The sequence below is a fragment of the Psychrobacter sp. 1U2 genome (assembly GCF_051847575.1).
Map to the genome: position 1 here is coordinate 1 of NZ_JBPYDC010000033.1, position 25,171 is coordinate 25,171.

Here is a 25,171-nt window from a genome sequence, read left to right on the forward strand (position 1 = left end):
GTATATGCATTATTACAATCATGAGCGTATTCAACTTAAACTAAAAGGACTGAGTCCTGTGCAATACAGAACTCAGTCCTTGATATAAAATAAACCGTCCAACATTTGGGGGGCAGCTCACTAAGCGCTACTTTTTAAAATTCTGTAATCAGGAGCAACTATTTGACTTTAGGTTGTTTAATCAGCTGTTTGCTATCCGCTTTAACCACTAAGGTTTTAGCTAATTTGTCGTGCCAACCGATGTTCTCGGGACTCTTTGAGGCCATATAATAATGAACGGCGATCAGTATAAAACCTAAAAAACTGGTAAAAGAAAACAATAGGTTATAGACAATAAGTAGCAGCAAGGTGCGCATAACAATAAGTTTGAAAAAAGACGGTATTCTATGCGTGGTTTGATCTACAACGCGTATACCGGTAATTAGCTTACCTAAAGATTGACCACGTAGGGTAATAAATAATAGCTGCAGGGCAAATAAACCAAATACCATGACTTGTGACATCATCAACGTACCGCTAGGGATACTCTCCATCAAGGTCATTGAGTACTGGTAAGCGGCGTCCATATTTTGAATATCTTGAAATTTAGTATAGTCGATATCCATTTTGGTCAGTGCTAATACTAGCGGAAAGATGGCTAATATATAGAGTAAGCCATTGACTGCAGTGGCTAGTATCCGTGACATGATAGGCGCTAGGATCACATCACCTACAACGACATCTTTGGCGCTCGCCACTCTAGTGGGACTAGACTTATTGAGTGAGATATTATTAGTAGGCGTATGCTCACGATTAGTTGTCATGTCTACTTTAGACTTTTTACTACTATCTGTAGCTGAGCGCTCAGGCTTGCCGTAGAGTCTATCAAGAGAGAGCTTTTTGCCATTTAAGCCGCCTTGATTGGCGCTAGTATTCTTACTGGTGCTAGCGTCATCAGAGTCTTCTGGAAAGACAGTGACGTTATTGATAATAGAGTCATCATCACTATCATTAACGACAGTTGTATTATTCATGGTAGGACGATAATAAGGTTGGTTAGCCGTCAAGTCACCAAGCCGTTGCCAATTTGCTAAGCCTTCATGCCACATCAAATCATCAATCACCACCTCGCCTGAGGTAAGCATGATATTGAGTTGATCTAAAGTGTAAGGCCCTGCTTGGACATTATTTCGAGCAAGAAAAATTTGCATAATGAGTGATATCTTAATTCGCTGATGATAAGTTTAAGCTTTTATAAGTGATGTTATTGGGTCAAATCTGCTTTTAACAAGGTTAGAATCACAGCCTACGCAAACCTATTTAATTTGTTGCGAATGTCGTGTTTATTAAGTTTAGAAAATTCGACAATGTTAATTATAGTTTTTGGGTTTGGTATTAAATAAATTATGAATACAATTTAGGGTTTGCTCGCTATTTCATCAAAATTAATGATGATCAGCAAACAAACCCTAATGGCTGTTTTTACTAGTCACTGTCTTTAAAGGTTAATAGCTACCTAAAGATGGTGAATGATAAACAACTATTTATTTTCTTCACCAGCTAAGAAGAACCAGGTGTCTAATACTGAATCAGGGTTCAATGACACTGAGCTGATACCTTGCTCCATCAGCCAGTAGGCAAGATCAGGGTGGTCTGATGGACCTTGACCACAGATGCCAATATATTTGCCCGCTTTATTACAAGCTTCTATAGCCATAGATAATAGCTTCTTAACCGCAGGGTCACGTTCATCAAACAGATGCGAGACGATACCTGAGTCACGGTCAAGGCCTAGCGTCAACTGAGTCAAATCGTTTGAACCAATTGAGAAGCCGTCGAAATGCTCTAAGAACTCGTCTGCTAGTAGTGCGTTAGTAGGCAACTCACACATCATAATAACACGCAGACCGTTTTCGCCGCGCTTTAGGCCATTTTTCTCTAGTAGTTCAATGACTTGTGCCGCCTCATCAACGGTACGCACGAAAGGAATCATAATCTCGACGTTGGTCAAGCCCATCTCGTCACGTACGCGTTTCAGTGCTTTACACTCAAGCTCGAAGCAGTCACGGAAGTTGTCAGAGACATAACGACTAGCGCCGCGGAAACCTAGCATTGGGTTTTCTTCTGACGGCTCGTATAACTTACCGCCTAACAGGTTTGCGTATTCGTTCGATTTAAAATCTGACATACGCACGATAACTGGCTGATCCATAAAGGCAACGGCTAGCGTTGAGATACCTTCAACCAACTTATCGACATAAAAATCAACAGGCGAGGCATAGCCTGAAATACGCTCATTAATGGCTTGTGAGATCTCACGAGGCAAGCTGTTCATGTTAAGAAGCGCTTTTGGATGCACACCAATCATACGGTTGATGATAAACTCTAAACGCGCAAGACCGATACCTTCGTTTGGCATTTGCGTGAAGGAGAAGGCGCGATCAGGGTTACCGACGTTCATCATGATCTTGAACGCTAGATCTGGCATAGACTCAATAGAGTTGGTTTGGATGTCAAAATCAAGCTGACCTTCGTAGATAAAGCCCGTGTCGCCTTCGGCACAAGAGGCGGTGACGTCTTGACCATCAACTAATAGCTCAGTGGCGTTACCACAGCCAACGATGGCGGGTACGCCAAGCTCACGCGCAATGATAGCGGCGTGACAGGTACGGCCACCACGGTTAGTGATGATGGCAGAAGCGCGCTTCATGACCGGTTCCCAATCCGGATCCGTCATATCAGAGACTAAGATATCGCCGTCTTCGACTTTATCCATCTCGTTAAGGTTACTCACGATACGCACTTTACCGGCGCCGATACGCTGACCGATTGAGCGACCTTCGCACAGCACTTTAGCATCACCAGTGTTGATGACATAACGCTCCATGACGTTGCTGTCTTGACGGCTCTTAACGGTTTCAGGGCGTGCTTGCACAATAAAGATCTGCCCACTATCGCCATCTTTTGCCCATTCGATATCCATCGCTTGACCATAATGCTTCTCAATAGTCATCGCTTGCTTGGCAAGAGAGGTCAGCTCTTCAGTGGATAAAGAGAACTGCATACGTTCCTCTTTTTCGACATCGACGACTTTGACTGATTTAGCGGTACTGCCTTCATCGCCATAAATCATTTTTTTATGCTTGCTACCTAAGTTACGGCGGATGACAGAGGGTTTGCCATCAGCAAGTAGACGCTTAGATAAGTAGAACTCGTCTGGGTTGACCGCGCCTTGCACGACCATCTCGCCAAGACCATAGCTTGAAGTAATGAACACTACTTGATCAAAACCGCTTTCGGTATCTAGAGTGAACATAACGCCCGCCGCGCCTGTTTCTGAGCGTACCATACGCTGAACGGCAGCAGATAGTGCTACACCTTCGTGCTCAAAGCCTTTGTGCACACGATAAGAGATCGCGCGATCATTGTATAAAGAGGCAAACACTTCTTTGATAGCGATAAGTACGTTATCGATACCGCGAATGTTTAAATAGGTTTCTTGTTGGCCGGCAAATGAAGCATCTGGCAAATCTTCTGCAGTCGCAGAAGAGCGGACTGCAACCGCGATGTCTTCGCCGCCACTCATCGCTTCAAAAGATTGGCGCACCTCTGCTTCAAGATCTGCTGGCAATTTTTGCTCAATAATCCAATTACGGATTTTTTTACCGGTAGCGGCAAGCTTATTGACGTCATTAACGTCTAAGGTTTTCAGCTCGCTATTAATCTTGTCAAGCAGACCCGTTTCGTTCAAAAAACGGTTAAAAGCATTCGAGGTTGTGGCAAAGCCGCCAGGAACGCTAACACCCAAATCTGATAAGTGGCTAATCATCTCGCCAAGTGAGGCGTTCTTACCACCGACCATCTCAATATCGTCTTTTCCCAACTGATCAAGATTGATTACAAGTGCTGTAGATTGCGCTGCCATGATAACTCCAAAAAATAAGGTTATTTAGTAAGGATTATAAGGGTGGATTATACCCCTATATTTTGCGAATTTCGAGAGGATAACGGAAAATATTTGGAAAAAGATACAAAGTTTAGAGTTTTTTGTGTCTTTATAGCTTAGCCGATACTGTAATAGCAATGAGAACTTTTATCAGTAACCTAGATGTAGTGAGAATATTGCTAAAACTTAATAGCAAGTCGCTATAAAAACAGCAAAGTAAATTGCTGATAGCGAGTAGAGTAGTTGAGAGTCTTTTTTATAGATACACTCGTACACTTTTGCCTCTACATCGATTCCTATTCAGGCGCTATTATGAGTATAATGTGAGGCATTAATATCAAAGAATTCCTTTAGGCTTAGCGAGCCATAAGTAACCATCATAAAAATAGAGCGGCTAAAAGATAATTAGCTTCTCATTAATAAACACTCCATAGAGCACTGAGGTTGTCAGTTATGTATTTCAATAATCCGTCTGAACCAGATAAACCGACTATTCAGAACCGACACGCTATGAGCTTGGATAACTCACAAACGATCAGAAGTGCTTTTTTTATCTCTGATGGTACCGCCATTACCGCTGAAACTTTGGGGCGCTCGATTTTAAGTCAATTTGCTTCTGTACCTTTTGAAACTCACGTTCTGCCTTACGTCGATAGTATAGAGCGCGCTGAGGATGCGGTGGCTCGGATCAATATGGCGTATCAGCGTGACGGCTTATTGCCGCTAGTGTTCGATACTATTGTCAGCCCTGAGATTCGCGAAACAGTCAACTCCGCCAAAAGCTGTAATCTAGATATGTACGAGGGTCTGATTGGCCGTATCGCTGAAGAGACCGGCATTGAGCCGGATGGTCATTCAGGACATGCTCATGATAATGTCGACTCTGAGACTTACAAAGAGCGTATCGATGCGGTCCACTTTGCCTTGGATAATGATGATGGCGCACGTACCCGTCATTATAATATGGCAGATATCATCTTAATTGGGGTTTCGCGCTCAGGAAAGACGCCAACGTCCCTTTATTTAGCCTTACAATTCGGCATCCGGGCGGCCAACTATCCGCTGACTGAAGATGATTTGTATGACAACCAATTACCAAAATCCTTGCGTGAGCATAAAGATAAGCTGTTTGGGCTAGTCATTAATACCGATAGGTTAGTAAAAATCCGCCAAGAGCGCCGCGCCGGTAGCCGTTATTCTAGCTATCAGCAAGTGCAGCAAGAGCAGCGCGCGATACAAGGGATTTATATCTCTCAAGGCATACCAAACTTAGATGTCTCTGAGATGTCGGTTGAAGAGATTGCTACCCGGATTCTACAAATGACTGGCCTGAAGCGCCGCATTGGTTAATGAGCCCTAATAGCTATTTGCTTAGCTGAATATTAGTCCTATTATTAAAAGTAGAGAAAATTATGAGTCTAAACCAAAACGCATCATCAAAATCAGCGTTACTAGTAGCGAGCCTGTTAAGCATTGCTACTTTATTGAGTGCGTGCCAAACCTCGCCATTCGCTCGTGAACCAGTACCCGAGCCCCGTTATGTCCCCTCTGTTGTATTAGGTGAGGCGCAAACCTTGACTATTATGCCAAATAGGGTAGCCTGCGCTTCAGCACTGCCTATGCAGTGCTTGTTGGCTAAGTCGAGCAAAGATGGCTCAGTATTTCAGATTCCTTATGACTGGATCGATGATTTCAAACCGGCTCTTGGGACTGAATATACGATAAATGTGCGTCCACAGATCGATGAAAGCAAACAGCAGCTTACGGGGCACTGGACATTGCAAAGTATTTTGACACAGCGTATGGTAGCAACCCCTTAACGCTTAGCAGTTTTAGCTTACAAAGTCGAAATTACTATCTTAGTTTTTTAGACACAATCTTGTCTTAGTCATGAATGAAATCTTTTAAAGCTTAAAAATTAAATAAATCAATAATTAACTAAAGAGGATGTTATGGGCAGCAAACCTAAATCCGACACGACGAATGAGACGGGTGAAGATACTAGCACCGAAGTCTCAAATAAAAATAGCGGCAGCGCACCAACCACAACGCCTGAGCAAACCAAAGACGCCAGTAAAAAAGAAAAAATAGAGCAAACGCATGAACAAGTGACCGATGATATCATGCACCATCCTGACTTGGTCAATCCGCTAGATGATACTCGTATCGATATCAAATCAGAATTTACTAAAGACTCACAGCGCATAAAAAGCGATAAGCATGAATTTGAATATGATGCTGTGGTGTTAGGGGCCGGTCCTGCTGGCGAGGCGGCCGCTATGAAGCTGACAAAGTCTGGCAAAAAGGTCGCTGTCGTTGACCCTCGTGAGCAAGTCGGTGGTAATTCGACGCATGTCGGCACTATTCCTAGTAAGGCGCTGCGTCAATCGGTTTTTAACCTCATTAACTTCCGCCGCGATCCTATGTTCACTAAAGCATTAGAGTATGAGCGAGTGCCGCTTAATAAGGTATTGGCTAATGCGCGCCGAGTAATACGCGACCAAGTCAGTACGCATAAGCGCTTTTATGAGCGTAATCAGATCGATGTCATTCAAGGGTGGGCAAGTTTCGTTGATAAGCATACCTTACGCGTTGAAACCGATGAGAATATCTTTGAAACTATCACCTTCAATAAAGCCATCATCACGGTAGGCAGCCGTCCTTATCGTCCTGAGATCTTAGACTTCAGTCATCCGCGTGTTTTTGATTCTGATAAGATCCTACAGATGGATTATGTAGTCAGAAAGATTATCATTTATGGTGCGGGCGTTATTGGCTGCGAATATGCCTCTATCTTTACCGGCCTTGGCTACAAAGTGGACTTAATTAATAACCAAGGCAAGCTACTGAACTATCTTGATAGTGAGATTAGTGATGCTCTAGCGCATGACTTTAGACAATTTGGGGTGCTCATTCGTAACAATGAGGAAATTGATCATTTAGAGACGCATGACGATCATGTCATTCTTCATCTGAAAAGCGGAAAAAAGATCAAGTCAGACGCCATTCTTTGGTCTAATGGTCGTTCAGGGAATACCGAAGGCCTCAATGTAGAGGGAGTCGGTCTGGAAGCCAATAGCCGTGGTCAGCTAAAAGTCGATGATCATTATTGTACCGAAGTGGACAATATTTATGCTGCAGGTGATGTGATAGGTTGGCCTTCACTAGCCTCTGCCGCTTATGACCAAGGGCGCTGTGCAGCGGCCTTTATGGTTGGCGATAGCGATGCCGAACCCGTCTCTAGCGTACCAACAGGGATTTATACCATTCCTGAGATATCGAGTATTGGTAAGACAGAGCAGGAGCTGACCGATGAGCAAGTGCCTTACGAAGTCGGTCAGGCTTTCTTTAAGCATCTGGCTCGCGCGCAGATCATTGGTGAGCGCACCGGCGTTCTCAAGATACTATTCCACCGGGAGACTTTGGAAATATTGGGTATTCATTGCTACGGCAATCACGCCTCAGAGATTATCCATATTGGACAGGCGGTGATGAAGTGTCATGCCACGCTTGAGTATTTTGTGAATACCACCTTTAACTATCCGACGATGGCAGAAGCTTACCGCGTGGCGGCGCTCAATGGTCTCAACCGCGTGTTCTAAGTATTAAGTGAAACTTAGATGTGAGAAGTAAAAGAGCGTCTGTATATTTTGCAGGCGCTTTTTTTGTCGGCTCTGATCCGGCAAGATGGTATCTACGCACAGTAAAGTAGCCCTTATTTGATACACGCCATAAGCGAAACATTGATATTTAAGCTTGTTATGCTTTATAAGCCGCGCTATCTTTTTGTTCCAGACGCCGCCGCAGAAATAATAGCAATAAAAAATAAAGCAGCCATAATCCAGCGAGCGCATAAAAACCAGTCGCCACTTGCGCGATGCTGGCGCCCATCTGGTTGAGCTGTACTGAAGTATTGATAGCCGGAGTGGTCGGTACTAGCCAACGCACGACTTGCAAAACCTCTGGTAGCTGATTGGCCGGCCACGGATAGCCACTCATAAAAAATACCGGTAATGAGCTAAAAATCAAAATCTGCATACTGCGTTCGCGTTGACGCAGCCATAAGCCAAAGACACAGCCAAGGGTGGCTACTGTTGGGCAATAGATAGTTAAAAACAGCAAACTACCGAGCATGTTTTTACCGCGTGGGTAGTTGTGTAGCTCAAACGCCCAACCATAATAAAAGCAGCCCACTAAAAAGCTCAGTGTACTCAGAGCCGCAATACGTCCCAGCCAACCAACAATACTAGTGGTATGGCGACGGTTTTCATACCAAGACCCTACGAGCATCGCTGCTGCTATCAGTAAGGTCTGCTGCAAAATAATAATAGAAACTGCCGGCACCACATAAGCGCCATAACCTTCGGTCTGATTGTATAAAGGAGCGATTTGTAAGGGAACCGCTTGCGTGTTTTTCGCCGCAGTCGGCATGTACGCCCCTTGCGCCACGCTTTTTTTCACTTCGATCCCTGCTGAGACGGTGCTGACCGCTTGCAAAAACCCGGTTTGCACGTTTTTATTCAACAGAAAATAACCGCCGTTACCCAGTACGCTAACACTAACGGCTTTACCAGCCATGACTTGCTGTTCAAGTCCAGCTGGAATAATCATAAAGCCAGCTATCTCATCGCTCCAGATGGCTTCTTTGGCCTGCTGCTCATTCACGAAGTTTACTGTGTCTAACTGCGGGCTAGCACTAGCATAGCGGCTGATAGTACGAGATAGATCGCTACGATCATAATCAACAATGCCGACAGGAACATTATTAACGATTTCTGAAGAGTAAGGCCAAGGATAAAAGAAACCGTAAATAATTGGCGCAATAATGAGCATCAAAAGCACGCCTTTATCACTAAACACATCAATAAGGGTTTGCTTAAAGTTTGCCCAAAAAGTCTTAGCGGTCGCAGTATCGGCGCTTGGGCTTGCATTTTTATCTACGAGTAGTTTTGCCATCAGCGTGCTCCCCAACGTTCAGGATGCGCTAAGGCACGCTTCGCAAATAGCGCTGAGAGTATCATCGATATTAGCACCGCTAACAGTAAACCGAAGAGAATGGGTAGCGATATCGTCACCGGAGCATGCATTTGTATCTGGGCAATCTGCAGTTGCAGATAGTGGGTCAAAGGCAGAGCATCCGCCCAGTGTTTGGCGCTGTCGGTAATAGCGATATAAGGATAAGTCACCCCAGCGAAAGCGTAAGAGGGCACTGAGATAAAACCCGTCGCAGACAACCCCATACGCAAAGAAAACGAGGCTAAAGTAAAAAAAGCCCCAAGCCAAAACGATAAAAACATCAACGTGATAAAAGCTAAATAAGTGAGAGCTATAGAATCAAAGCTTAAATCCTCTCGCATGGTCGCAAGCCATAATGCTAGCGCTGTCCATAAGCAATACGCTAGTAGCGGCCAAAAGTATTTACCAAGTAAGCCAAAAAATAACACGGACAGACTAGGCTTAGTCGTAGGAGTATAAGTTGCTGTACCTGCTAAATTGGACGTAGCTGTTGAATGAACCACATGAGGATTATCAGTACTTAAATTAGGGCGTCCAGTGTCAATAAAGCGATACCAACGTCCAAGCTGCTTATCGCGTAGCTCGCGACCGATAGTAGTAGCGCCAACGACCATCGCCAAGATATGTAATAACGCGGGAATCACCGTCGAGCCCAAGAACTGCTGATAGTTAGTTACCGTGTTAAACAGGCTCGTACGCTGGATACTGATAGGCGAGTAGGCAATAGCGGCTTGCGAGGGCGCCATCCCTTGCTTAACTAGACGTTGAATCTCAACGCCAGCTGATAGCGTAGCGGTGACGGCTTGTACGCTAGTCTGGATGATGCCAGAATGAGTGCCGTATTGTGCATTGACTTGTAGCAGTACCGGCGCAGGTTTGCTGGCTAAAATGCTAGTCGAAAAATCATCTGGAATCACCACTACGCCGTAAATATCGCGTTGCAAGATAGCGGCCTCAGCGCTAGCTTGTGAGCCATAAAGCCCCGCAATTTTGAGATTAGGATGCGCGTCCAAATAGCGAACTAAGGTATTAGCTACAAGACCATTGTCTTCATCGATCACGCCAATCGGCAGATCAGTGATTTGCGTCTGTGAAAAAATCCACCAAACTAATAAAATAGTCGCTAAAGGAATCCACAAAATCATTGCTAGATCCCAAGGGTTTTTGGCAAAAAACCGCCGCTCGTAATTAGCACTGCGTACAAAAGCCTTTATTAAACGCATGACTATTTACTCTTAGTTTTGGATAGTGCTTGATGAAGCGGTTTGTTTAGAGCCTTGTTCAGCGTTTTTTGCACTAGTGTTTTGAGGAGCGATATTTACGAGTACACTCATACCAGAGCGAATACGCGCATCAGCAGTGTTTGGCCGTGCTTTTATCTCAAAGGTGCGCACATCGAAGCCATCATCATTGTTAGTGGGTCGCCAAGTGGCAAAATCCGATAAGCTAGAGGAGGCATAGACTGTGAAAGTCTTACTATAAGGGCGCTCAGATGACGATAGAGCCGGAATGGTACCGGTAAACTGTTGGCCGATAGCGAACCGATTCAGATAATCTTCGGTTACATTAAGGACCACCCACTGATCATCGGTATTGACTAAGGTCAGTATTGGCACGCCTTGGCCGATAACTTCGCCGGCGCTGACGATGACATTATCCACCACCCCAGCGATAGGGCTTTTTAGATTGGCTTCTTCTTTTGCAACCAAAGCTTCCTCTAGTTTGGCTTCGACTTGCGCCACTTGCGCATTGGCGGCCGACTTATCCTCGCTACGCGCGCCTTCCATCGCCAGCTCGTATTGCAAACGCGCCGCTTCGGTTTGGTCTTGAGTGGCTAGATACTGAGCGTAGGCTTCATCACGCTTTTGCCGCGCCATCAGACCTTCTTGATAGAGGCGATTGACCCGCTCATAGGTATTAGCCGCCAAGTCTGAAGCGGCTTTATTCGCTTGCCAAGCGGCTTTTGCCTGCGCGATCTCTTGCGGGCGTGCGCCATTTTCGGCTTTATCCAATTGGCTTTGCGCCGCGTCAAGACCTGCTCTTGCTTGATTGACCTTGGCATTGATCTCTGGCGAGTCCATCTCAATGAGCGGTTGGCCGGCTGCTACCTTATCGCCTTCGGTGACTAATATCTGTGCAATACGTCCAGGTACTTTGGCCGCGATAGAAGTCTGTTTCATTTGCATCTGGCCTTGCAAAGTTATGCTTTCAGGCGCACTTGCTTGACTGCTTTTATACAGCCCATAAGCGATCACTGCCAGTACTATCAGCAGCACTACTGCGAAGAGCGCTTTTTTTATTTTTGCAGCGTTGTCTGCTGATTTTTTATGCTGATAAGGCGGCGTCATTTGCTCTAGCTCCTCAGTATCATTAGAGGGCTTTTTATCATGAATCGGGCCTAATTTATTGACATCATCAGCGTCGTTATGAGAGTTAGCCATGATATGACATTCCTAAAGCAAGTAAGTTGAGAATAAAAGGCACTGAGAATAAAAACGCTGAGAATAAAAATAGGTATATGAGTTAGCCACATCCAGGCTAGCAAGACCTTTTCTAAATCAGCGCGCACTGATACAGACGAACAGTCCACGCCGTTGCACTAGAAAGGTTTTAATAGCTTGTTCAAATAATAGCTTATCAATAAACATGAATCGCATAAGGTTTAGAATCTTCTATGCTCTCGGAATTATAAATAGCGCCGAAGGCGACAATAAATGCTGAATAATAAAGCCACAGCATAATGACCACCGCAGCGGATAGCGCGCCAAATTCAGCGCTATAGTTATTAAAATTTTGTACATAAATCGAAAACAGTATCGACAATAAAATCCATAGCACGGTGGCGAGGGCGGCCCCTGGCATCAATTTTTTTAGCGCTATGGCATCACGATTCGGTGCGAGACGATAAAGACCCAAAAAGCTAATAAATATAATCCCTGCTAATATCGGCCACCTGCTCCAAAGCGCAATAGTCTTCGCGATTTGCGGAAAAGGAAAGTAGTTAGCGATCAAGGGGATAAGCGCAATAGAGGATATAGCTATAATCAAGACCACTAATGCTGCTAAGGTTAAACTAAGCGCGCGGATGGTCCCTTGAATAAAGCTGCGCTCTTGAGTAATACCAAAAGCGGTATTGATAAGAATAATTAACGATTTGATCCCTTTGGAGCCTGCGTAAAGCGCTAATAATGAGGAGAGCAGCAAACTAAAAGTCAGCGCTGAGGCGGTAGTAGAGACCAGCTGAGTTAAACGAGAATCAAGAACGTCATAGACAGTGGGCGGTATAAACTGACGTAACAGTAAGATTTGTTCTTGCATTTCAGCGGGTGAAAAAGCCAGGCCGTAAAGCAGCACAAATACCGCCATTACTGGAAAGATAGATAAGAACCCAAAAAACCCTACACTAGCGCAGTGCGCCCAAACGTTAGAATTATTGGCGTCACCCCACGTCTTCAGTAGTTGCGTTGGTAGCTTTTTAATTTTAGCAGTTGGTTTATTCATAGTATGATTATTCGTAGTAGGGGATTTAATAGTATAAGAGGCAAATAGTATGAGCGCTCATAGACCGTAAATAAGGTTACAAGTTTTTATTGGTTTTCGCTTTACGGAGTATATAAAGTCGGTAACCTGATATCAGCAGCATTAAGATAAGTATTGAAAGCAAGCGGCGTCCCACAGCTTTGCATCAAACTGGCCAATGCTTGTACATAATCATTGGCTGCTTGCGCTTGTTCGGTGCGAGCTTTTAGCGCTTGAGTCTGCGCTTGTACCACATCGATGGTCGTATTTACGCCTTCTTGCAGTCCCAAACGGCGTAGACGCAATACCTCTTGCGCCAGATCGACATTGCTCTGCAGTGCTTGATACCGAGCCTGAGCATTATTGACGTCATTCCAGTTTTTTTCCACCAATAATAGCAGATTGTCACTGACTTCAATCTCAGATAAGTCAGCTTGACGTATGCGCGCATCACTAGCAGCTAACGATGCGGTCTTATCAAGCCCGCCCCACAGCTTCCAGCTGGCAGATACGCCCGCAATCCAGCTCGGGTCTTTTTCAACTTGACTAAACCCATATAGTAGTACGGTTGGCTTATAACCAGTATCTGACAAAGCTCGCAGCTGCTGCGCTTGCACGCGCTTTGCCGCGACTTTTTGTAACCCCGGATGGTTGGTAAGCGCTAAGTTCTGATAGTAGCTGACATCGCTCAAAGGTTTGCTTGAGACGAATAGCGGGGTCGTCGGTTTAATACGGTAATCGGTACGCAGCAGGCGCTGCAGGGCAATCATGGCTAGACGGGCATCGTTATTAGCTTTGATAGATTCGCTCTTTGCATCGGCAAGCGCAGATTGTGCTTGCAGACGATCTACTCGCGAAATAAAACCTTCTTCGAATAATCGCTGCGCGGTGTGATCCGTCTGTTGTAAAGTGTCATAAGCATCTTCACGTAAGTAAGCAGCAATAATCGCTAATTGCGCCTTAAAGTAGCGCTCAATAAGCGTATTGTAAAGCTCGTTTCTGTCTAATATACCATCAGCGACAGCTTCTTGCGTACGAGCGTTAGAGGCTCCGGTTAGTGCTTTGGTACGTCCTGCGGTATACACGGGCCACGCCACCCCAAGACCTGCTCCTGTGGTGGAGCCTGAACGGTTAAAATCATAAGAGTCTGGAAGACGCTCACCGATGATCTCACCAAAATTAGGCAAGTCTGGTACCGGCGGAATAGGTGGCGCTAAATTATTCATACCTGAGTTATCAAAACCATTGCCAACGTTATTTACGCCATCAATAACTCTATTTCTGAGGGATGATAAGTCGATATCTTCTTGGATTTTGTAGGCATTGGCGGATAACTGTGCGAATACAAATGGCCGATCTACCGTCGCAAGTGCGTCTGTCTGATAGTCGCTAGCGGCGATAGCGGCTTGATTAGCGGCTAGCTTTGGTGACACTTGAAATAAGGTGTTCTGCGCTTGCTCTAAGCTCAAAAAGCTCGACACTTCTAACGGGTAGCTATTGGAAACACTTTTATGAGTAATAGGATCGATGAGGGTGTCTAGGGTAGGAGTCGCTGCTATTGGCTGTGCGGCAGGATAGCTAATATTATTTACGGGAGTAGTCCTATCTACAATCTGCGTAGACGCATTAATAGAGGCGGCTGTAGGAGCATAACTATCTGCTAAAGCTTGACCTGAAGCGCCAGAGAGCATCAGGGGAATTATCATAAAAGGTAGAGACAATAACGCAAATTTCATAATAGGAGTAAACCACTCATCAAGATATAGTGCTGATTTTAGGGCATTATAGCCCTGTTAGGGTTGACACACCAGTTTTAGGTTTAAACTTAGCGTTGTTGCAATATCTATAGTCAGTTCAAAATAAAGTTGTTATCAATTTTAACGCGCTACTGGTATAAATTTTACTTGCGTGCTGTAATCACAGAGGCTGCGCAAAATTCATCCCAGCAGCGCTATAACACTTTTAAAATAATTCGACTATATAAAGTTATAACAGCTATAAAAATGAGTAATAGCAAATAATGCTATAGTCGATATCATATAAAACAACGATAACGTTGAGGAGTAGGGAATGGTGGGGTACATTTTAGCTTTGGATCAAGGCACGACTTCTAGCCGCGCTATTATATACGATGACCAGGCCAATACTGTCAAAATAGTGCAAAAGCCAACGCAGCTTATCACGCCAAAAGCCGGTTTTGTCGAGCAGGACGCTCAGCAGATATGGCAGACGCAAATCAGCTGTGCTCATGATGCCATTAACCAAGCGGGATTATTAGCCACAGATATCACTAGTATCGCGATTACCAATCAGCGCGAATCCATTGTGGTTTGGGACAAAACTACGGGTAAGCCATTAGCCCCAGCGATTATTTGGCAAGATAGACGTACCGCTAGCTATTGCGAAACGCTAGCCAAAAAAAACATCTCGCATCAGCGTAGCGTCGCGCAAGAGATACGTAGCATTACAGGCTTGCGCTTAGATCCTTACTTTAGTGCCAGTAAAATCGCTTGGTTATTGGAAAATAATCCGGATATTAAGGCGCGTGTCGACGCTAACAAAACCGAAGAGCTGGCCATCGGCACTATTGATAGCTGGCTTATCTATCAGCTGACAGGTGGCGCGCATGTCATCGATGTGACCAATGCTTCTCGCACCTTACTCTACGATATCAATGAGCTGGCATGGTCGAGTGAGCTGTGCGCGCGCTTCGATATTCCTATGTCGATACTGCCGAAAGTCTTACCCTCCGATGGCGACTTTGGTAAAACCAAAAAAGGTCTATTTGCCAAACAGATCACTATTCAAGCGGTCCTAGGCGATCAGCAAGCGGCATTATTTGGTCAAGGCTGTCTTGAGCCTGGTATGGCAAAAAACACTTATGGCACCGGCTGTTTTATGCTGATGAATATAGGTCAGACGCCAAAACTCAGCGAGCAGCAGCTGCTCACCACCATAGCTTGGCAAAAAACAGCGGGGCAAAATCGCGCTGAGCAACTCACTTTTGGACAAATGGTAGAGTCGGGTAGACGGCTATTACAAATCCCAAAAAAACAAACCACTTATGCGTTAGAAGGCAGCGTATTTATGGCAGGCGCTATCGTGCAATGGCTGCGAGATAATCTTGGCATGATTAAAGAAAGCCAAGATATAGAGCGCTTAGCTCAGCAAGTCGATAGTAGCGAAGAGGTAGTGCTATTGCCAGCATTCACCGGTCTTGGCGCACCGTATTGGCGCTCAGATGTCAGTGCTAGCATAACGGGTATGAGTCGGGGTACTACTAAGGCTCATATCGCCCGCGCCGCATTAGAAGCCATCGCTTATCAAACCTACGATGTGTTGATTGCGATGCAAAAAGACAGCCCTCATCCTTTGACTGAATTGCGAGTTGATGGCGGGGCAGCTAATAATGATTTATTAATGCAGTTTCAAGCTGACTTGCTAGGCGTGCCAGTGCTACGTCCAATGGATACGGAGATTACCGCTAAAGGCGCAGCGTTGTTAGCTGGTCTAAAGTCTGGGTTATACGATAATAATACTATGCAAGACTCTTGGAAAGTGGAGCGTAGCTTCGAGCCGCTGATGTCAGAAGCGGATCGTCAGACTCATTTAGACAAATGGCAAGATGCCGTTACTCGCGCACTGACTCAGCTTTGATTTTTATGGTAGTAGCTTTATAAAGGTTTTATTAATAGATACTTAAAGGGTTATTAAATACTGTAAATCTGCTACAAACATACATGCTGTAACGTAAGCTAATATTGGTGTTGACATAGCTTACATATCCGCTGTAGTTACTCTTCCTAAGATGATTTTATACTTAAATAATAATGAGGTTGTTTATTAGAGAGCAGACTAAATTGCTTTAGCTTAATAATTCAAGCGCTTACTTAACCCTCATTAGCTAATTTAAATTTATAACTATTAATTAAAGGATTAAACGATGAATAACAATAAGACTGATAATATAATTAATAATGAACCTAGAGTGGATGCTCATGGTAATGTCATTGATGCAAATGAACGCGTTATCACTGATGATAATATGGTCAGTGGTGATAAGCAACGTATTATAGATGACAATGCTCGCCGTATGGCGGATCAAGAAGTAGTCGACAGAAGAGTCGTCACTAACGATCCTGACAATATCGATCGTAATGAAGTCAAACACATGTCAAAAGAATCAAAAGATGATCTAAATGCTGACATGATTACCGGTGAGCCAGGGTCGCATCCGGTAGGCACAGGTATCGGCGGTGTCGGCGGCGCGGCAGCAGGTGCGGCTATTGGTTCGATGGCAGGCCCACTAGGTACCCTAATCGGTGGCGCTATCGGCGCAGTCGTAGGCGGCGGTGCAGGTCATGCTTCAGCGGAAGCGATTAACCCAACTCATGAAGAAGCTTACTGGCGTGCAGAGCATGTGAATGCAAGCTATTATAGAGACGATTATGACTTCGATCGTGATCTGCATCCTGCTTATGCGGTAGGTTACGCTAATCGCGCAAACTACCCAGTTGATGCTCGTTTTGAAGATCATGAAAATGACCTCAAACGTTCTTGGGAAGAAGTGAAAGGTGAGTCGCGTATGGAATGGGAAGAAGCTCGTCTAGCATCGCGTGATGCGTGGCATCGTGTTAGTAAATAATGTAGTAAAAAGTATTTTAACTTGATACCAAAAAATCAAAAGCTTCTAGAGTCATTCTAGAAGCTTTTTTTGTGCTCAGATTTTTAGCGTAAAGAGATTATGAAGTTATGCTATTCTGAGATTATCTATCATAACGTCTATAAAGAACGCCAATGGCCATCACCAATGATCCTCCATCACATAAACCTATACTAAGCCCCTCTGAGTTGTCTCCCGATGTTGCTAGCTTTTATCAAGGTAAGTCGCGACAAGGACAGGCGCCAGGTCTTTGGACATTAGTACTCTCGCAAGTCACTACTTGGATCTTTGCTCGCTCATTGATGAATGCCGCTATTTTAGGCTTTGCCTATGGTATAGCAGGCACTTTAGCTTATGCGATGTATTATTTTAGCTTTGTTTCTGGCGCGCATATTGTCGATAGCCTACGTTTCAAGCATGGTTTTAATAATATGCAAACCTTTATGCGTGCTAAGTTCGGTAAAGCTGGAGAACACTGTTTTAATGCAGTGATTAGCTTTCGCTTAGTGAGCGAGATATTTAGTAATTTATTAGTGTTTGGCTTTATTACGACCTTGTTTGTGGGCTTTAACGAGACCTACTTAATAGTGTTTATTGCCATTGCTACCTTAATCTATTCTTCAATCGGCGGCTTACATACAGCGCTAAAGACTGATGTTATGCAAGCCTCGCTGACTATCGTAGCAATCGCAGTACTAGCTATCGCTATGTTTATGCACCCGCTATTCTCTTTTACCGATATTGTCAGCTCTTCCAACACCGCCGATAATAAAGGCTGGATATTACTGATCGTTGCTTTTATTCAAGTTTGGAGTTACCCGGCCCATGATCCAGTGATGACGGACCGCGGTTTTCTAGCAGATCGTAGCACCACCAAAAAGTCATTTTATTATGCCGCGCCTATCTCCATGATTTGCATTATGCTATTTGGTCTGCTTGGTGTGTTTGCTCAGTTGAATAATGCTGGTGGTGCTACTGAGGTCACGCAAACACTGAACACTTTATTTTCGCCAGCGGTGATGTTGTTATTTTGTTTTGCATTGATAGTTTCAGCGATATCGACGCTCGACTCGACTTATGCGAGTGCCGCGAAACTCGTCGCTGTCGATATGAAGCTCATCAAGCCTACGGTTAGAAACGGCAGATTAGTCATGATTGGCTTTTTGCTGGCAGGCTTAGGTTTTATTGCTACTGGAAGTAAGGACTTATTTGACGCTGTTGCTATCAGTGGTACAGCTTCGCTATTTTTAGCACCGGTAGTGTTTTTTAGTATCTGGTCCGATTGGGAGGTCAAGCCTTGGGCGCTTGTTACCAGTTTCGTTTCAGCTTTACTAGCGGGTATCGTTTATATGCTAGAAAACGCCGGTTATATGACTATAATGACCCCGCTGTTTGGTGCAGAGCACAAATACGTTAAGCTGTTAATATTGTGCGTTATAGCCTCATTAATTGGTTGCTTGGCTTTTGTCATTGCACATATAAAGGTACAACCAAAGGCTTAAATGACCATACAAAATGCTTTAGCTATAGTGGCGAATATTAGTTGTAATGAAAACCTTTAAAGTGGTTCTATTATTATTCAGTAATAAAGCAAACATACTTTATGAACACGTGTTCAACACTAACATAGCCTACTTATGCTATGTTAAGACAGTTAATGTCTTAAGTTAGTTTTGTGAGGGCCATAGTGAGTGCATGAGTGACTATAATAGTACGTTATATAGTACATCTACTTAGTAGACTCGACATGCTTGGGCTGTTTGTCATCTTTTTAAATATATAATAAAAATAATAGGTTTTTTATGAGCCGAGAGACTACCGGTAATAATAGTTTTTATATTGCGACTGCTAATTTATTGAATCTTGCCAATCCTAATCGTATTTTTTATGAAAACGCGCCAGCTTATACCGATAAGACGTACGAGCATAAATTAAAAGGATTAAGCGATTTATTATCCAATGCTCATGCTGATATCATTGCTGTGCAGGAAGCTTGGGATAGTGAGGCGGTTGAGTCGTTGGCGGTGTCATTAGGGTTTGAGCCTAAGGATGTTATTATACCTTTAGCCAGCAATGACCAAGCAAGCCCTTATACACAAGGCAAAGGTGCGACAGGGACGCCGGCGGTGGGCATCATTAGCCGTTTTGAGGCGCTAGAGACAAGCTTGCTAGAAACAGTGGTCGATGAAGCGACAATTGATATTCCGGATATCGGCCCTTATCGTCAGTTTAAACGTCCACCACTATTAGTCAGAGTCAATGCCTATGGTCAACCTATCACGATCATTACCGCTCATCTAAAAAGTAAACGTGCTTTTTTCTTACGTGATGACGCGGGCAATTTGTTAGAAGATATGGATGATCCCAACATTCGGGTACGCGCCAAGCTGCGTAGTCTGTGTATGCGGGCTGCAGAGGCAGCATCTATAAGAATGACGATTATAGAGCGCCTAAAGCATACTCGAGAGCCGCTGATACTGCTTGGCGATATGAACGATGTCACTGGTAGCGTGACTACTCAGTTGATGACAGAGACAGGGGAGGTAAATTATGATAAAAGTATGCGCGATGTGTCATTATTCGATGCAGCTCGCGTGCAAGCACGCTATGGTTGGATGAAGGATGTAGCATATACTCATATTTATCAAGGTATGCCGGAGGTCATTGATCAGTTATTTGTCTCAGAAGAGTTTTTGCCCGAGAGTAAATTCGCCCTCGGTCATGTTGAGCGAGTAGATTACTTTAACGACCATCTCAAATGGGATTATGCTGATAGAGTTACCGATCATGGTATTATACGAGCGAAAATAAAAATTCATGGCTAGTGCTGTATCTCATTAGCTATTACATTGTGGTTCCAACTAACTCCTAATTCTTGCCTACTACAGGTCAAGTGGTTGTGATGCGATATATTATTTGCTAGCTGTGATAGCAGCCATGATACTGGCTATTATTATATGACCATTAACGCACTTAATTTAGTGCTGACAATACGATAAGGCTGAGTCATGAAAATAGGGACAATATTAAGAGGTTTATAATGAGTGAACAAAAAGACGACAAGATTGAAGATGTGCTAGTAGACTCAGAGCTGGCCAAAAAACTGGTACCGAATAAATTTAAGTTTACCAGCCAACAAGGCCGTGCTCGCCGTCAAAAATTATTGATGGGCGCCAAAAAACTCAGTGAAACAATGGCTATTAATGACATTACTTTGGCTGCGGTATGTGAAGAAGCGGGTATCCCGCGCGCCTCTGCGTATCACTTTTTTCCTAATATCGAAGCGATATTTTTAGCATTACGTTTTTTGAATGCGATCGATATCTTAGAGATATTAACGACTGTTGAAACCGAAGATTATGACAGATGGCAGGGCTATCTAACTGCGCTTATCAAGCGCTGCGTTGAGATCTTTCATGATGATCAAACCAAAGCTAAGCTGATATATGATACCAATACTCCTGACTTTGAGGGGGATGGTTTCGGTGAAGATATGGATCATCAGGTCATCGAACTAGTCCATAAACGCTTATCTGAGCGTTATGAGCTGCCTGATTTTGAAAGTATGAAAGAGATTTTGTTAGTGACTTACGGCATTATCAACGCGATATTCACTTTATCTTATCGCCGTCATGCTAGTATCACTGAGCACTATGTGCAAGAAGCTGGAACGGCATCAATCGCGTATCTACGCTGCTACTTACCAGAGAAGTTACCGCGCAAAAACAATTAAGCGCCAATTTGAATATATCTACTATCAAGAAGCCGACTATATGTCGGTTTTTTGAGTATTGAGAATATAGTTTTCAGTGAAGTATAAATCAGAGACCATTGAATGACTTTTAGCCTATTGTTTACTAGCATAACGGCAGCTGCACAATCTACATCTCGAAAGTAAATCCTCAGCAAGACGCTATCCTTTTTATAGCGTCTTGCTGAGGCACAATGAGCCCAGCCATCTATTGTATTTTAATTAATTACGCTTATCATGGATAGACAATGAGCATTCATGATAAGCGTAAACAACGCAAAAACTATCATTAGAATTGTGACTTAACACTATGATTTTTATTACTAAAGGCATTAGCCTTCATGAGCATGAGGTAGAAGTTAGCGCCATACGCGCCCAAGGCGCTGGCGGTCAAAACGTCAATAAAGTGGCTTCTGCTATTCACCTTCGCTTCGATATAAAAGCCTCAAGCCTGAACGATATACAAAAAACACGTCTGTTAGAAAGTAAAGATAGCCGGATCAATAAAGAGGGTGTGTTTGTACTCAAAGCACAGCAATACCGAACCCAAGAGCGAAATAAAATAGATGCTATCGAGCGTCTACAGGCTTTTATCAAGCAAGGCACCTATGCGAATAAAACTCGAAAAGCAACGAAGCCAAGCCGTAATGCCAAACGCAAACGAGTAGATAATAAGACTCAGCGAGGCAAAATCAAGGCGCTAAGGGGTAAGGTTGATTACTAACTAAGGCTCTAAATGCTTTGAGCACTGCAGTCACATCCACAGACTTCAATTAAATTGCGAGACCCTTCTATGACTTACTTATCTCCTCGTTTATACTCATTTCGTCGTTGCCCTTATGCCATGCGCGCCCGGCTTAGTTTATTGTTCGCCGAAGTACCGGTAGAGCTGCGAGAGATTGTGCTAAAAAATAAACCAAGCCAGATGTTAGCGATTAGCCCGAAAGGTACAGTGCCAGTCTTGCAGCTGAATGAGGGTAGGGTGATTGAAGAAAGCCGAGAAATCATGATATGGGCGCTTGAACAAGGGGATCGACAAGGGCTGCTTGATGCCAAGATTATTAAACAGGCGAATGACTTACTCGACAAAAATGATCATGAATTTAAGCACTGGCTAGATCGCTACAAATATGCAGACCGTTATCCTGAGATGAGTCAGGCAGAGTATCGAGAGCGAGGCGAGGTGTTTTTACAGATGTTAGAGACACTGTTAAATAAAAACGCTTATTTGCTAGGCGATAGCACAAGTATTGCTGATATTGGCATTATGCCTTTTGTACGCCAATTCGCTCATGTAGACCGCGAGGTTTTTTATGGCCTGCCTTATCCGAAGCTGCAGAAGTGGTTACAGTATTGGCTAGAACATCCGCTATTTAAGCAAGCTATGACTAAGTTTGATCTTTGGCAGGAAGGAGATAAGGTAACCATATTTCCTAATTAAAGTAGTGTTAGTAGTCAAAATAGTAAGTTAATGGCAAGTACAAGCCAATGCTATGTATAATGAGACGATAGAACCTTCCTTTAGCCATACGCTTTTAATTAGAAGACTTTATTATGCCAAACCAACGCCTTTTGTATATCCCTTTTGCTGGACCCATACTATTAGAAACTCCTTTATTAAATAAAGGGAGCGCTTTTACCTCAGAAGAGCGCGCTAGCTTTAATTTAACTGGATTATTACCTCACAACATTGAAACCATTGAAGAGCAGTCTTTGCGCGCTTATCATCAGCTTCGCTCATTCACTGATGATATGGATAAGCATATTTACTTGCGTAATATCCAAGATACTAATGAGACCTTATTTCATCATTTGATTGAACAGCATATTGAAGAGGTTATGCCGCTTATATATACCCCTACAGTTGGGCAGGCTTGTGAGAAATTCTCACAAATTTATCGCCGTAAACGCGGTCTGTTTATCTCGTATCCTGAGCGTCATAAAATCGATGATATGCTACAAAATGCCACCAAACAAAAGGTAAAAGTGGTCGTGGTGACCGATGGTGAACGTATATTAGGCTTAGGGGATCAAGGTATCGGAGGTATGGGCATTCCCATTGGTAAACTATCTTTGTATACCGCATGCGGCGGTATCAGCCCTGCTTATTGCCTACCAGTCTTATTAGATGTCGGCACCAACAACCAACAACTGCTTGATGACCCTATGTATATGGGCTGGAGAAACCCGCGTATCTCTGGCGATGAGTATAATGAGTTTGTCGACTTATTTATTCAGGCGCTCAAACGTCGTTGGCCGGAGGTATTATTGCAATTTGAAGATTTTGCACAAGAAAACGCGACCCCATTGTTGAATAGATATCGCGATCAATTATGCTGCTTCAATGATGATATCCAAGGTACTGCTGCGGTTTCAGTCGGTGCGTTAATCGCAGCGTGCTTAAACAAAGGACAAAAACTCAGTGAGCAAAACATAGCGTTTTTAGGTGCAGGATCTGCAGGCTGCGGTATTGCTGAGCATATTGTTCGCCAAATGCAGCGTGAAGGGTTGACCGAGGAGCAGGCACGCCGTCAGGTATTTATGGTGGACCGTTATGGCCTACTGACTGATAGCATGACAGAGCTACAAGAATTCCAAGTGCCGTTAGTACAGAAAGAAGCAGACATTCAGCACTGGGATAAGCGTCAAAAACTTGGTTTAGCGCAAGTGGTTAAACAAGCAAAAATCACCGTATTGTTTGGGGTTAGTGGGCAAAAAGGTCTGTTTACCCAAGAGGTGATAGAATCTTTATGTGTAAATACTGAGCATCCTATTGTACTACCACTGTCAAACCCAACGTCTCGTGTTGAAGCCACGCCGCAAGAAGTGACAAACTGGAGTCAAGGTAAGGCAATAATTGCTACGGGTAGTCCTTTTGCTAATACCACTTATAATGCTCAAACCTTCGAGGTTTCACAGTGTAATAACAGCTATATATTCCCAGGTATTGGGCTAGGGGTGTTGGTCGCACGGGCGACAGGTATTAGCGATAATATGCTCATGGCAGCAAGCCAAGCTTTAGCAGACATCTCAATGGAATATAAAAAAGCACCAGGAGCTATATTGCCACCCATTAGACTTATAAAAGAGATCAGTGAAAAAATAGCTTATGCCGTGGCAAGACAAGCGATTGAAGATAAACTGGCTTTACCAGTGACGGCAGAAAACCTACAACGCCGATTAAAAGCTAATTTTTGGTTGCCTGAATACCGTAACTATCGTCGTACTTCTTTTTAATCTTGTAAGTTAAAGGTAGATAAGTCCACTGCTCTCGTTAAAGTAGCAGTGGGCTTTTTTTTGATTCTCTTATATGACACTAATTTAGATTATTTCTTTAAATTATAGACAATAAAAAACCCTTACAAGATAATAGCTGTAAGGGTTTGAATTTGGTGGGCCCAGTATCAACCACATAAATATTCCAAGTTATTGATTTAAATATTTTTATTTAAAAATATTTTTTATTATACCAACGGTTATACCAACAAATGAGTTAGGGTATATGCTCAGTGATCAATCAATATGGCAAAGAACTTGACCTAAAATATTATTGTTATCTATTGTTAATATAGCGCCTTCTTATGACTAGAGACATCTTAATAAGGAGTAGTTAGATTATTAGAGGCATAGGTAACAGAAAATAGTTAAGACAAGCTTTTGAAGTTTCTTTTAAATAACATCAATATCTTCTAGCGAATATCAACTACGATAATTTTTCTTGGCTCTATTGAATGATGGTTTTTAATCATTTTTTGAATATTCTGCTTTAGCTTTTTATCGCTATTAAGATGCTGTTGACTGTTTTCTAATATTAGTTGCACATAATTGGGTAGTATCTCTGTTTTATTGTTTTCAATTTGCTCAGTAAGCTTACTCTTTAATGCACTCTTTTTTGAGAACAACTCTTTTAATCTATTTGTAATAGTCTCAATAGACATATAGTCATTCATAGAGTCTTGTTTTAAGTCACAAAATAACTGATAAAAATGAATGCATCTCTCTAAGATTTTTGACTTAGATAATTTTATTCCTTTCGGTAAGTTTGCAAAGTTTTCAATATCGAAAGCACTAGCAATATAGACGCCGCAATCTGGCGTTTTTGAGTAAGGGTATACCGCTGATTGGCTATATAACATATAAAGAGGAACACGCTTATTCTGCTTCGTATAATTTAGCAAAGTATTAATTTGTTGTTTAGTGTCATTTGGGTAACTAAAGGCATGACCCCTGCCGTCAAATCCGTATAACTAAACTTGGGAGATTTTAATTACGCAGCCTGACGATAATAATCAAACCA

The 25,171-nt window shown here is 43.3% G+C and carries 20 protein-coding genes; 12 read left to right on the forward strand and 8 right to left on the reverse strand.

The genetic code is table 11. The annotated features are described in order from the left end of the window. On the forward strand, window positions 1-88 hold an 88-nt coding region (locus ACS8FD_RS12000), incomplete at its 5' end, for an IS3 family transposase (RefSeq protein WP_439276090.1). Window positions 89-158: 70 nt separating this feature from the next. Here the strand turns inward: ACS8FD_RS12000 and ACS8FD_RS12005 are convergent. After that, window positions 159-1,190 carry an RDD family protein gene (locus ACS8FD_RS12005; protein WP_439276073.1) on the reverse strand — a complete coding sequence of 344 codons (1,032 nt, stop codon included), beginning with the start codon at window positions 1,188-1,190 and terminating at the stop codon, window positions 159-161. Between the two features lie 329 nt (window positions 1,191-1,519). Then, entirely contained in the window at window positions 1,520-3,904 is a 2,385-nt protein-coding gene (gene ppsA, locus ACS8FD_RS12010) for a phosphoenolpyruvate synthase (RefSeq protein WP_439276074.1), read from the reverse strand. Between the two features lie 531 nt (window positions 3,905-4,435). On the opposite strand from ppsA, the gene ppsR reads away from it, so the two are divergent. The 3 genes from ppsR to sthA all read left to right on the forward strand — a co-directional run bounded on the left by ppsR (window position 4,436) and on the right by sthA (window position 7,527). Continuing rightward, on the forward strand, window positions 4,436-5,275 hold the full coding sequence (gene ppsR, locus ACS8FD_RS12015) for a posphoenolpyruvate synthetase regulatory kinase/phosphorylase PpsR (RefSeq protein WP_439276091.1): 840 nt from the start codon (window positions 4,436-4,438) through the stop codon (window positions 5,273-5,275). 62 nt (window positions 5,276-5,337) lie between these two features. Further along, the gene (locus ACS8FD_RS12020) at window positions 5,338-5,745 is read left to right on the forward strand and encodes a DUF4377 domain-containing protein (RefSeq protein WP_439276075.1); all 408 of its coding nucleotides are present in this window, start codon (window positions 5,338-5,340) and stop codon (window positions 5,743-5,745) included. 132 nt (window positions 5,746-5,877) lie between these two features. Further along, entirely contained in the window at window positions 5,878-7,527 is a 1,650-nt protein-coding gene (gene sthA, locus ACS8FD_RS12025; protein ID WP_439276076.1) for a Si-specific NAD(P)(+) transhydrogenase, read from the forward strand. Between the two features lie 157 nt (window positions 7,528-7,684). On the opposite strand, the gene ACS8FD_RS12030 is transcribed toward sthA, so the two are convergent. The 5 genes from ACS8FD_RS12030 to ACS8FD_RS12050 form a co-directional block, all read right to left on the reverse strand. Continuing rightward, window positions 7,685-8,881 (reverse strand): ABC transporter permease, encoded by a 1,197-nt coding sequence (locus ACS8FD_RS12030; protein ID WP_439276077.1) that lies wholly within the window; start codon window positions 8,879-8,881, stop codon window positions 7,685-7,687. Beyond that, entirely contained in the window at window positions 8,881-10,164 is a 1,284-nt protein-coding gene (locus tag ACS8FD_RS12035; protein WP_439276078.1) for an ABC transporter permease, read from the reverse strand. Before ACS8FD_RS12035 ends, ACS8FD_RS12030 begins: the two co-directional genes overlap by 1 nt. Before the next feature lie 12 nt (window positions 10,165-10,176). After that, on the reverse strand, window positions 10,177-11,382 hold the full coding sequence (locus tag ACS8FD_RS12040) for an HlyD family secretion protein (protein WP_439276079.1): 1,206 nt from the start codon (window positions 11,380-11,382) through the stop codon (window positions 10,177-10,179). A gap of 196 nt (window positions 11,383-11,578) precedes the next feature. Further along, window positions 11,579-12,442, reverse strand: coding sequence for a YihY/virulence factor BrkB family protein (locus ACS8FD_RS12045; protein WP_439276080.1), 864 nt, complete (start codon window positions 12,440-12,442; stop codon window positions 11,579-11,581). A 101-nt stretch (window positions 12,443-12,543) separates the two neighbouring features. Continuing rightward, window positions 12,544-14,166: a TolC family protein gene (locus ACS8FD_RS12050; RefSeq protein WP_439276081.1), complete on the reverse strand. Its 1,623-nt coding sequence runs from the start codon at window positions 14,164-14,166 to the stop codon at window positions 12,544-12,546. A 364-nt stretch (window positions 14,167-14,530) separates the two neighbouring features. Here ACS8FD_RS12050 and glpK point away from each other — a divergent pair, with 364 nt between their 5' ends. The 8 genes from glpK (at window position 14,531) to ACS8FD_RS12090 (ending at window position 24,111) form a co-directional block, all read left to right on the forward strand. After that, entirely contained in the window at window positions 14,531-16,117 is a 1,587-nt protein-coding gene (glpK, locus tag ACS8FD_RS12055) for a glycerol kinase GlpK (RefSeq protein ID WP_439276082.1), read from the forward strand. Window positions 16,118-16,553: 436 nt separating this feature from the next. Then, window positions 16,554-17,105: a hypothetical protein gene (locus ACS8FD_RS12060; RefSeq protein WP_439276092.1), complete on the forward strand. Its 552-nt coding sequence runs from the start codon at window positions 16,554-16,556 to the stop codon at window positions 17,103-17,105. 152 nt (window positions 17,106-17,257) lie between these two features. After that, window positions 17,258-18,625 (forward strand): sodium:solute symporter family transporter, encoded by a 1,368-nt coding sequence (locus ACS8FD_RS12065; protein WP_439276083.1) that lies wholly within the window; start codon window positions 17,258-17,260, stop codon window positions 18,623-18,625. A 300-nt stretch (window positions 18,626-18,925) separates the two neighbouring features. After that, entirely contained in the window at window positions 18,926-19,948 is a 1,023-nt protein-coding gene (locus ACS8FD_RS12070) for an endonuclease/exonuclease/phosphatase family protein (RefSeq protein WP_439276084.1), read from the forward strand. Window positions 19,949-20,163: 215 nt separating this feature from the next. Beyond that, a complete protein-coding gene (locus ACS8FD_RS12075) occupies window positions 20,164-20,856 on the forward strand; it encodes a TetR/AcrR family transcriptional regulator (RefSeq protein ID WP_439276085.1) in 693 nt (230 codons plus the stop codon). 328 nt (window positions 20,857-21,184) lie between these two features. After that, window positions 21,185-21,598, forward strand: coding sequence for an alternative ribosome rescue aminoacyl-tRNA hydrolase ArfB (gene arfB, locus ACS8FD_RS12080; protein WP_439276086.1), 414 nt, complete (start codon window positions 21,185-21,187; stop codon window positions 21,596-21,598). A 69-nt stretch (window positions 21,599-21,667) separates the two neighbouring features. Next, entirely contained in the window at window positions 21,668-22,315 is a 648-nt protein-coding gene (locus ACS8FD_RS12085) for a glutathione S-transferase (RefSeq protein ID WP_439276087.1), read from the forward strand. 113 nt (window positions 22,316-22,428) lie between these two features. Further along, window positions 22,429-24,111, forward strand: a complete 1,683-nt coding sequence (locus tag ACS8FD_RS12090) for an NAD-dependent malic enzyme (protein WP_439276088.1) — start codon at window positions 22,429-22,431, stop codon at window positions 24,109-24,111. 452 nt (window positions 24,112-24,563) lie between these two features. On the opposite strand, the gene ACS8FD_RS12095 is transcribed toward ACS8FD_RS12090, so the two are convergent. Beyond that, window positions 24,564-25,010 (reverse strand): hypothetical protein, encoded by a 447-nt coding sequence (locus tag ACS8FD_RS12095; protein ID WP_439276089.1) that lies wholly within the window; start codon window positions 25,008-25,010, stop codon window positions 24,564-24,566. Window positions 25,011-25,171: the final 161 nt, after the last annotated feature.